A 9,989-nucleotide genomic window follows, 5' to 3' on the forward strand; every position below is an offset into this window, starting at 1 on the left:
TTCTTAAACAGACAGATCATCCCGGCTTCAGAAATTCTAAGAAGTTTTGGAAGATGTTTGTTATTTTGGGAGCTGTAATATTGATCAGCAGATTGGTTTCATATTTTTTACATCCGTTGTAGTGAAAAAGAAAATTTTATTTTTTCTGTTAGTTTCCGGTTTAAGTTTTTCGCAGCAGAAAAATTTAAAAATAACAGATTTGCCTCCAAAATCTGAAGATTTTACTTTTCCGAAAGTTTCTTATCCTGAGAAACCTTTAATTGAAAATAAAATCAATACGTTTTTGCAGGTTAATCAGCTTGAATATATTCCCGGGTCAAAAATAAGTCCTTCTCAATTGGTGTCTACAGGGAAAACTTCATACTTCAATTACGTTTATTTTTATGGTTGGGAAAAACTGGAAACGCCTAAAAATATTTTAAGCATTGCCATCAACGGAGAAGCTTCTGGAGCGTATCCTGAAGGTTTTGATATCTGGAAGAATTTTGATTTGAGAACAGGGAATTTAATCAATGCAAAAGATTTATTTCAGCCTAACTCAATAAAAACAGTTGAAAATTTAATTCAGAAGACTATTAAAAAGAAGGTGAATGATTTTCTTACAGAATTGAAATCGGAGAAAAATTCTTCGGAAAAAGTTTTAGAATAGATTGCGATGTATGAAGATTGTTTTACCAATTATAGTTTGGATGGAATTGAATATTATTTTGCAAAAGATAAAATTGTTTTTATTGCCGGAAGATGTTCTAATCATGCAATGAGAGCATTGGATGAACTCGGAAGTCATGTTGTGGAATTTCCTTACAGAGATTTAGAAAAGTATTGGAGTTCGTATGCGAAAAACTTATTGTCCGATTCCGGAAAAACAGATAAAACAAGTTTTGATAATAAGCTGTATAAAGGAAAAATCGAAGGGAAATATTCCATTACCGTTTTAATTGATAAAGTATATGATGACGGTTCTTTTTCTGCAAAATACTGGTACGATAAAAATAAAAAACTGATAGAGTGGAACGGTAAATTGAAAGGAAATCATATCTCGATCATTGAAAATGATTACTACAGCGAAGAAACCAATCAATGGATTTTCAGAGCTTTGATAGAAGCTGATTTACAAGGGAATAAAATCTCCGGAACTTGGCAGGATTATAAAACAAAGAAATATTTAAAACTAGAATTAGAAGAATTATAAAATGAAAACAATTACTTTAGTCTTCGGTGCTACATACGGAATGTTATCCGTTATTTTAGGAGCTTTCGGAGCCCATGCTTTAAAGAAAATTTTATCTGTGGAAAGGCTTGAAAGCTTTGAAACAGGAGTAAGATATCAAATGTACGCCGCATTCTTTTTACTGGTTGCAGGATATATTTTAAAATTTGACACCTCATCTCAGAAATGGATTTCTATTCTGATGATTACGGGAACTATTCTGTTCTCATTCAGTATTTACTTTTTGAGTCTTCAGGATTATTTAGGAGCCAATCTTAAATTTTTAGGACCGATCACTCCGCTTGGAGGATTATGTATGATCTTAGCCTGGTTGATGCTGATTTTTTATTTTGTGAAAAATAAGATTTAATATTCATCAATTATTTTAAACATTAAGGTATTTGAGTTTTTAAGAATTAAAATAATCGTATTTTCTTAAGATTTACTAAAGTAAAAATTAAGTTGTGCGCTTAAATCAATTTATTGATTCTTAAAAATCCTTAATCTTTTAATTACCTTAATGTTTCAAAAATCCTATATTTCAAAAACAATATTACTGCAAATGATGGTCGTAATTTTAAAAATAAATTAAAATGAAAATCAACAGAAGACGTCGATTAATACGAACTTTTAACCTTTTGGATCAGCCTATTAAGTTTAATCCTTTCGTATTCAGCCGTACTTTTTTTATGTGGGCAATCACAGGTTTGGTTGGCGGAATTATCGCCGGACTTTATTGGATTGTACTCGAACATTTCACTGAGTTTTTACACGAATTTCAAGGTTGGATGGTCATTCCTGTGATGGCAATTTCCGGGCTTTTGGCGGGTTTGGTGATTTACTTTATCGGCGATCCGGGAGAAATTCATCTGATTGTAAATAATATTCGTTTTAATAAAGGAAAATTAGAGCCGAAAAATAATCCTTCCATGATTTTGTCGTCACTTTTTTGTGTGGCATCGGGTGGAAGTTTGGGTCCGGAAGCACCTTTGGTTCAGGTTACAGGTTCTACGGGAACGTATTTGGGAAAACTTTTCAGGTTAAAAGGTGAAGAGTTGCGTTCTTTAAGTATTGCCGGAATGGCTTCCGGATTTACCGCACTTTTTGGCGCTCCGCTTGGCGGAAGTTTATTTTCTTTGGAAATTCTTCACCACAAACACGCTGTTGAATATTACAAAGCGATTATTCCGGCTTTGGTGGCGAGCTGTTTCAGTTACCTGATGTTTGCTTTGATTATTCATCTGGGAATCGGGGCGACATGGGATTTGAAAGCGTATCATTACACCGGAGTTTACGATTTTCTTTACGCTTCTTTGTTTGGAATTGTAGGAACTTTATTTGGCTGGATTTTTATTTTTGTGGTTAAATTTTTCAAAAAAGTTTTCGAATACAGAAAATTTCCAATCTACATTAAAACTTTGGCGGGTGGAATTTTATTGGGAATTATTGCGTTTTATTTTCCACTGACAAGATATTTCGGGCATCATGAGATCAATCAGTTAATCAACGGAAATTATGCTTTGAATTTTTTAATTATCATTTTAATTTTCAAAATTTTAGCGATTGCCATTACGGTAACTTCCGGCTGGAGAGGTGGTTTCATCATCCCGCTTTTCTTTGTGGGAACAACTTTAGGGTTAATTATTCACAACTTATTTCCGGTAGTTGATACTACTTTGGCGATTGTAAGCTGTATGGCTGCAATCAATGCGTGTGTTACAAGAACGCCGATGAGTACAACGATTATTCTGGGAACCCTGACTGGTTTTACGTATTTCGTACCAATACTTTTTGCAAGTTTAACAGGGTATTTCCTTGCTCCGAAAATTCCGTTTATCGGGTCGCAATCGGAAAAATTAGCTGAAGAATAATCTAAACCATTAAGAGAAATTAAGAAGTTTAGGATAATTAGTTTAAGAAAAATACTAATTGAAAATCTATTTGATTTCCCCTTAATAAAACTTAACCCCTTAAATCTTCTTAATGGTTCAAAAAAGTAAATTTCAATAAAAAAATATTTGTCTTTTTAATGTTTTATATTTTAACAAGATTTTTCTGAAAAACTTCGTCAGTTTACTCTTTTAATCATAAAAAAAATAAAAAAGATGGATCGGGTTTTAATTTTTATTCTAATAAACTTGAACTTCCGTGTCTTTTTATTAAATTTGTCAACCTTTAAATTTTAAAATAAAATAATAAAAAATAATATGAATCTTCACGAGTATCAATCAAAAGAGATTTTATCAAAGTATGGAGTAGCTATCCAACGTGGTTTCGTTGCAAACAACGTAGATGAAGCTGTAGCAGCTGCTGAAAAATTGACTGCTGAAACCGGAGCTCAGGCTTGGGTTGTAAAAGCACAGATTCACGCAGGTGGTCGTGGTAAAGGTGGTGGTGTAAAGTTTTCTCCAAACATGGATAAGCTTAAAGAAAATGCTCAAAACATCATCGGAATGCAGTTGGTAACTCCACAAACTTCTGCTGAAGGTAAAAAAGTACACTCTGTTTTGGTTGCAGAAGACGTTTATTATCCGGGAGAATCTGAAACTAAAGAATTTTATGTTTCTATTCTTTTAGACAGAGCTCAAGGTAAAAATACAATCGTATATTCTACTGAAGGAGGTATGGATATTGAGCACGTTGCAGAAGTAACACCTCATTTGATTCACAACGAATTGATCGATCCGGCTATCGGTCTTCAAGGTTTCCAGGCTAGAAAAATTGCTTTCAATTTAGGTCTTGAAGGAAATGCTTTCAAAGAATTCACAAAATTCATCACTTCATTATACAACGCATATACAGGAATCGATGCATCTCTTTTCGAAATCAACCCGGTTTTGAAAACTTCTGATAACAAAATCATCGCTGTAGATGCTAAAGTAACTTTGGATGGTAACTCATTGTTCCGTCACAAAGATCTTGCTGAATTGAGAGATACAAGAGAAGAAGATCCTATCGATGTAGAAGCTGGTGAAGCTGGTCTTAACTTCGTAAAGCTAGACGGTAACGTTGCTTGTATGGTAAACGGAGCTGGTCTTGCAATGGCAACGATGGATATCATCAAATTATCAGGTGGTAACCCTGCGAACTTCCTAGACGTTGGTGGAACTGCAGATGCTGCGAGAGTACAGACTGCTTTCGGAATTATCTTAAGAGATCCAAACGTAAAAGCTATTTTGATCAACATCTTCGGAGGTATCGTAAGATGTGACAGAGTTGCTCAGGGTGTTGTAGACGCTTACAAAGCGATGGGTAGCCTTCCAGTTCCATTGATCGTAAGATTACAGGGAACTAACGCTGTAGAAGCTAAAAAATTAATTGACGAGTCTGGTCTTCCGGTACACTCTGCAATTACTTTAGAAGAAGCTGCAAACAAAGTAAAAGAAGTTTTAGCTTAATTCTAAAATTTTTATATAAATTTAAACCGTTCCATTTTTTGGAGCGGTTTTTCTTTTTTTAAGATTAATGATTTAAAAAAATAAATGATGAAAACGATACACATTCCGGATCCATGTTCTGAAAACTGGGAAACAATGTCTCCTCAGGAAAAAGGGAGATTTTGTGCAGTCTGCAGTAAATGTGTGATTGATTTTACACAAAAACAACCGGAAGAAATTGAGCAGATTTTTATAGAAAATAAAAATACAAGCATTTGCGGAAGATTTTACAGTCATCAATTATCCGATAATAAAACAAATAAAACTGAACAGGTAGAAAAAAGGTTCTTTAAATATATTCCTTCCTATCTTCAGAATAACAGAATTATCCTGACTGTTTTTTCTTTGATTCTATTTTTGACGGGATGCTCAAAACAAAAAGAAGAATCTTGTGTAACGACAGGTGTTGTAGTTGAAGATCTAGAAATGGATACACTTACACTTAATAATAAAAATTTTCAAATGGGAAAACCTGTTTTCATTGAAAATGATTCAGTTGCTAAAATTCATAAAATCGAAAGTGATTCCGTTAAAAATAAATCTCCAAAATAATTTTTTTTGATATTAAAAATTTCGAGCTGACAAATCTCACCACAAACTTTCGGTGCAAAACTTGTACCTTTATGATTGATGGAAGACCACATTTTACAACCGAGATTTAAAGATTCTCCTCATTTTAAAGACTTTTGGACAAAAGGAAATGGAAAGCAGCTGATTGATTTTTCAGGTGCAAAAATTAGTTTTAAAGACTTCGAAAAATTTGCTCCTTTCTTTTATCATGTAGATGAAATAGGAGATGAGGTTGTAAAAGACGTTTATTTTACCAAAAAATACAGTGAAGCATCACGAGAAATCGAACAATACATCAGGAACGGAGTTTCAGAAAATGATAATGTTCCCGAAAGTGTAAAAAAACTTTTTGCCCAAACCCAAAAACTTCCCTCCTGGCTTGATTATGATTTAATAAAAGCCGGTGCAGAATTGTGTATGCGCAGTAATCTTGATTCTCTGATCTCGCTTAGAGATTATTGCTTAATCGGGGGTTACGATTATGCCTATCTCAGCAAACCTCTTATTGCAACAGAAGCGCTTAAAAAAGGTGCGGTAAAAAGACTTTCTGAAACACTTGATTTCTGGGTGAATGTCACAAGATACGATGCATTAGAAATTCACAAAAAAGGTTACGAATTTGCCATAAAAACCAGGTTAATCCATTCCTACGCAAGACTTTCCATTAAAAAGCATTATAAAAAGTGGGACACCAAAAACTGGGGAGAACCCATCAATTCATGGGATATGATGGCTACTTACATCGGTTTTAGCCTTGTTTTTCTTCACAGTCTTCATAAATTGGGAAATACTTTTTCCGAAAAAGAAGAAAAAGGACTTTTTCATCTCTGGAAATATGTGGGATATTTGCTTGGAATACCGGAAATCCTTCTTCCCGACAATAAAAAACAGGCAACAGAATACTTTTATTTATGGACTTCAGTTCAGCCGTCTGCAGACAAAGATTCTGTATTGTTAGCGCATTCTTTACTCAACGAATCTTTAGAAAATCCTATTCTGAAATATAGTTTTCAAAGAAAGAATCTTCGTTATTTACACATTTGCTGTACATGGTTTTTGCTGGATGATGAGGTTTGCAAAAGACTTCAGATTCCTGATGTTCCCTTTAAAAAAGGTTTCCCCATTACAAAAAGAATCATCAATAAAATATACGATTCTACGGTAAGCCGTGAAGCAAGAATTAAAAAAGGAAATAAAGACCAGCTAAGAGTTTTGGAAGATTATCTGAAAATCACCCAAAATTCAAATTTCCATTAACAAAATTATCACTAATAACAAGCAACCATTACCAATTACTCATTACCAATTACCTATTACCTATATTCAGTAGCTAATCCCGCTTTCTGCACTCGGTATTTTGATTGTTTCGGCGGCGGAAAAGCCGCCGCCGAAACAATCAAAATGAGCTCAAACAAAGCTGCAATCGGGGCTAAAAGACCCGTCGGTTTTTCACGATCATTCATTATAGAAAATTTTATCTGCTATTTTAATATCAACAAAATCTTCAATATAAATTTTAACAATTTTTACAAATCCCGATGATCAAAATATTGGTTTTTGAGATTAAATTTCTGTACTTTTGATAAATTATAATTAACCGAAATGAGCAATATAGACGATAAGAAAAAAGCACTCGCTTTAGTGCTTGACAAATTAGATAAAACCTACGGAAAAGGTACGGTAATGACTTTAGGGGATGATGCAGTTGATACAACCATCGAAGTAATTCCTTCAGGTTCTTTAGGATTAGACATCGCTTTAGGAGTGGGTGGATATCCGAGAGGAAGAATCATTGAAATTTACGGGCCGGAATCTTCAGGTAAAACAACGTTAACCCTTCACGCTATTGCAGAAGCACAAAAAGCAGGCGGAATTGCAGCTTTCATCGATGCAGAGCACGCTTTCGACAGAGGTTATGCCGCAAAATTGGGGATCGATTTAGAAAACCTGATCATTTCTCAGCCGGACAACGGAGAGCAAGCTTTAGAAATTGCCGATAACCTGATCCGTTCAGGAGCAATCGACATCGTAGTAATTGACTCTGTAGCAGCATTGACGCCAAAAGCAGAGATTGAAGGAGAAATGGGAGATTCTAAAATGGGTCTTCACGCAAGACTGATGTCTCAGGCATTGAGAAAATTAACGGCAACAATTTCTAGAACAAAATGTACCGTGATTTTCATCAACCAGTTGAGAGAAAAAATCGGGGTAATGTTTGGAAACCCTGAAACTACTACCGGTGGTAATGCATTGAAATTCTACGCTTCTGTGAGAGTAGATATCAGAAAAGCAAGTGCGCCGATTAAAAATGGAGACGAGGCAATTGGTAGCCGTGTGAAGGTGAAAATTGTAAAAAACAAAGTTGCTCCGCCTTTCAAAATGGCAGAATTTGACATTATGTATGGTGAAGGAGTTTCTAAAACCGGAGAAATCTTAGACACTGCTGTTGATATGGGTGTTGTAAAGAAAAGCGGTTCTTGGTTCAGCTATGGCGATACCAAATTAGGACAGGGTCGTGATGCGGTTAGAGATGTGTTGAAAGATAATCCTGAATTGGCGGAAGAGCTTGAAAATAAAGTAAAAGAAGAAATCGCAAACAAAAAATAATTTGTTTTGATTGAAATACAAAAGACAGCTGAAAAGCTGTCTTTTTTTTATATCATTGCGAGTAGCGAAGCAATCTTTTCATATTTATATAAATAATTCCTAAGAGTTTAAAGTTTTACGTAAAAAATGCCAATCTGTCACTTTCTTTTCAATGGTATTTTTTTTGAGATTTGAAATTCAAATTTAAAAATTAAATACAATGACAAAAGGAAATATCAATGTTTCGGTGGAAAATATTTTTCCGTTGATTAAAAAATTTCTTTACAGCGACCACGAAATATTTTTAAGAGAATTAATCTCTAATGCAACTGATGCTACTTTAAAACTAAAGCATCTGACAGCGATCGGAGAAGCCAAAGTTGAGTATGGAAATCCGAAAATTGAGGTAAAAATCGATAAGGAAAACAAAAAGCTTCATATTATCGACCAAGGTTTGGGAATGACGGCTGAAGAAGTTGAAAAGTACATCAATCAGGTGGCGTTTTCAGGTGCTGAAGAATTTTTAGAAAAATACAAAGATTCGGCTAAAGATTCAGGAATTATCGGTCATTTTGGTCTTGGTTTTTATTCTGCATTTATGGTGGCAGAAAAAGTAGAAATTATCTCGAAATCTTTTAAAGATGAGCCGGCTGTTCACTGGATTTGCGACGGAAGCCCAGAATTTACTTTAGAAGAAACAACCGAAAAAACGGAGAGAGGAACTGAAATTATCCTTCACATTGCCGAAGATTCTTTAGAATTTTTGGAAGAAGGAAAAATCCGTGAATTGTTGACGAAGTACAACAAATTTATGCCGATTCCTATTAAATTCGGAACAAAAACTGAAACTTTACCTTTGCCGGAAGATGCTGCAGAAGATGCCGTTGCCGAAACTGTAGAAGTTGATAACATTATTAACAACCCAACTCCGGCGTGGACGAAATCTCCAAGCGAATTAAAAGATGAAGATTACAAAGCTTTCTACCACGAGTTGTACCCGATGCAGTTTGAGGAGCCTTTATTTAATATTCATTTGAATGTTGATTATCCGTTCAATCTGACAGGGATTTTATATTTCCCGAAACTGAGCAACAATTTAAATATCGATAAAGATAAAATTCAATTGTACCAAAATCAGGTTTTTGTAACCGATGAGGTAAAAGGAATCGTTCCAGACTTCTTGATGTTGTTGAGAGGGGTGATCGATTCTCCGGATATTCCGTTGAACGTTTCCCGTTCTTATTTGCAGGCAGACGGTGCGGTGAAGAAAATTTCTTCTTACATCACGAAAAAGGTTGCCGATAAAATGGTTTCGTTGATCAATGAAAACCGTGAAGATTACGATAAAAAATGGAATGACATTAAGATCGTTATCGAGTACGGAATGATCTCTGAAGATAAATTCTTCGAAAAATCTGACAAATTTGCGCTTTACCCAACAACCAACGGAAAATACTTCCTTTGGAATGAACTGGAGGAAAAAATTAAGCCTAATCAGACCGATAAAGATGGTAATTTAGTGATTCTTTACGCTACAAATGCAGATGAGCAGCATTCTTACATTCAGTCTGCGAACGATAAAGGCTATGAAGTTTTATTGTTAGATTCACTAATTGTTCCGCATTTAATTCAGAAGCTTGAAACATCAAAAGAGAAAATTTCTTTCGCAAGAGTAGATGCAGATCACATCAATAATTTGATTAAAAAAGACGAACCTGCGATTTCTAAATTAAATGAAACCGAAAAAGAATCATTAAAGAAAAACGTTGAGGAAGCTGTTAATGATAAAAAATTCACGGTTCAGCTTGAAGATTTAGACAGCAATGACGCTCCGTTTACGATTACCCAGCCGGAATTTATGCGTAGAATGAAAGATATGCAGGCAACCGGAGGCGGCGGAATGTTCGGAATGGGAGGTTTCCCGGAAATGTACAATCTGGTTGTGAACTCAAATAGTGAATTTGCGTCAAAAATTTTAGCAATCAAAAATGCTGATGAGAAAAATGCTCAGATCAAATATGCTTTAGATCTTGCTAAATTATCTCAGAATTTATTGAAAGGAAAAGAGCTGACAGACTTTATTCAGAGAAGTTACAAGCAATTAGGAAAGTAAAATTTTACTTTGTCAAAGTTGAAAATCTTTGACAAAGTTTTATATTCAGAATCGTTTCGGCGGCGCCTTTGGC

The 9,989-nt window shown here is 34.7% G+C and carries 10 protein-coding genes; 9 read left to right on the forward strand and 1 reads right to left on the reverse strand.

Annotated elements, in window-relative coordinates; translation table 11 throughout:
- Positions 1–121 precede the first annotated feature (121 nt).
- From AB4Y90_RS08850 to AB4Y90_RS08880, 7 genes are all read left to right on the forward strand, one after another.
- Positions 122–649 (forward strand): hypothetical protein, encoded by a 528-nt coding sequence (locus AB4Y90_RS08850; RefSeq protein ID WP_441557041.1) that lies wholly within the window; start codon positions 122–124, stop codon positions 647–649.
- A gap of 6 nt (positions 650–655) precedes the next feature.
- Positions 656–1,192 carry a hypothetical protein gene (locus AB4Y90_RS08855; RefSeq protein ID WP_441557042.1) on the forward strand — a complete coding sequence of 179 codons (537 nt, stop codon included), beginning with the start codon at positions 656–658 and terminating at the stop codon, positions 1,190–1,192.
- Between the two features lies 1 nt (position 1,193).
- Complete coding sequence (locus AB4Y90_RS08860; RefSeq protein WP_441557043.1) at positions 1,194–1,580, forward strand: DUF423 domain-containing protein; 387 nt, start codon at positions 1,194–1,196, stop codon at positions 1,578–1,580.
- 223 nt (positions 1,581–1,803) lie between these two features.
- Positions 1,804–3,081 (forward strand): chloride channel protein, encoded by a 1,278-nt coding sequence (locus tag AB4Y90_RS08865; protein WP_441557044.1) that lies wholly within the window; start codon positions 1,804–1,806, stop codon positions 3,079–3,081.
- Positions 3,082–3,417: 336 nt separating this feature from the next.
- Entirely contained in the window at positions 3,418–4,608 is a 1,191-nt protein-coding gene (sucC, locus tag AB4Y90_RS08870) for an ADP-forming succinate--CoA ligase subunit beta (protein WP_441557045.1), read from the forward strand.
- A gap of 87 nt (positions 4,609–4,695) precedes the next feature.
- Positions 4,696–5,199, forward strand: coding sequence for a hypothetical protein (locus tag AB4Y90_RS08875; protein WP_441557046.1), 504 nt, complete (start codon positions 4,696–4,698; stop codon positions 5,197–5,199).
- Positions 5,200–5,277: 78 nt separating this feature from the next.
- Positions 5,278–6,474 (forward strand): oxygenase MpaB family protein, encoded by a 1,197-nt coding sequence (locus AB4Y90_RS08880; protein ID WP_441557050.1) that lies wholly within the window; start codon positions 5,278–5,280, stop codon positions 6,472–6,474.
- A gap of 56 nt (positions 6,475–6,530) precedes the next feature.
- Here AB4Y90_RS08880 and AB4Y90_RS08885 read toward each other — a convergent pair whose 3' ends face one another.
- The gene (locus tag AB4Y90_RS08885) at positions 6,531–6,680 is read right to left on the reverse strand and encodes a hypothetical protein (protein WP_441557047.1); all 150 of its coding nucleotides are present in this window, start codon (positions 6,678–6,680) and stop codon (positions 6,531–6,533) included.
- Between the two features lie 139 nt (positions 6,681–6,819).
- On the opposite strand from AB4Y90_RS08885, the gene recA reads away from it, so the two are divergent.
- Entirely contained in the window at positions 6,820–7,824 is a 1,005-nt protein-coding gene (gene recA / locus AB4Y90_RS08890) for a recombinase RecA (RefSeq protein ID WP_441557048.1), read from the forward strand.
- Between the two features lie 199 nt (positions 7,825–8,023).
- Positions 8,024–9,916, forward strand: a complete 1,893-nt coding sequence (gene htpG / locus AB4Y90_RS08895; RefSeq protein ID WP_441557049.1) for a molecular chaperone HtpG — start codon at positions 8,024–8,026, stop codon at positions 9,914–9,916.
- Positions 9,917–9,989: the final 73 nt, after the last annotated feature.

The sequence above is a fragment of the Chryseobacterium sp. 2TAF14 genome (assembly GCF_052115105.1).
GTDB lineage: Bacteria > Bacteroidota > Bacteroidia > Flavobacteriales > Weeksellaceae > Chryseobacterium.